This is a genomic window from Enterobacter cloacae complex sp. P12RS (assembly GCF_014895875.1).
Taxonomy (GTDB): Bacteria; Pseudomonadota; Gammaproteobacteria; order Enterobacterales; family Enterobacteriaceae; genus Enterobacter; species Enterobacter bugandensis.
Window position 1 is genome coordinate 1 of the sequence record NZ_JADBQO010000113.1, and the last position, 392, is coordinate 392.

The 392-nt window shown below is 31.6% G+C and carries 1 protein-coding gene; it reads right to left on the minus strand.

Going from position 1 to position 392, the window contains the following annotated elements; genetic code table 11:
- Window positions 1-33: 33 nt before the first annotated feature.
- A complete protein-coding gene (locus IM284_RS23180; RefSeq protein WP_193055980.1) occupies window positions 34-336 on the minus strand; it encodes a hypothetical protein in 303 nt (100 codons plus the stop codon).
- Window positions 337-392 lie beyond the last annotated feature (56 nt).

Genomic DNA, 392 nt, shown 5'->3' on the forward strand with positions numbered 1-392 from the left:
CCCCTAATTCATAAGGGGTAGTTTTATTTTAAATTAACCTGTAATAAACAATTTTGACTTGTTGCTAGGCGTTTTAAAATTACTCAATCCTCTCTTTTGCCCTGCATCATGACAAACTAAATATATAGGATATCGTTTATTGTCCCCAATTGTTTCCATATCTATTTTCTTGTTTTTCCCTTCTGCATGGTATTCACCGAATAGATCAGGCTTTGGTTTCTTATTTGTTTTTTTAAAAACGGTATCAAAAGTCAATAAAAGATTGGTTCTTTCTAATGTCCTTTTTTTTACATTGCAATAGTGGAAGTGATAACCAAAGTTAAGGTTTTCAACCACAACACATTCTTATGTACCTGGGATTTGTAGGAGAAAACATATATTGGGTATTGATT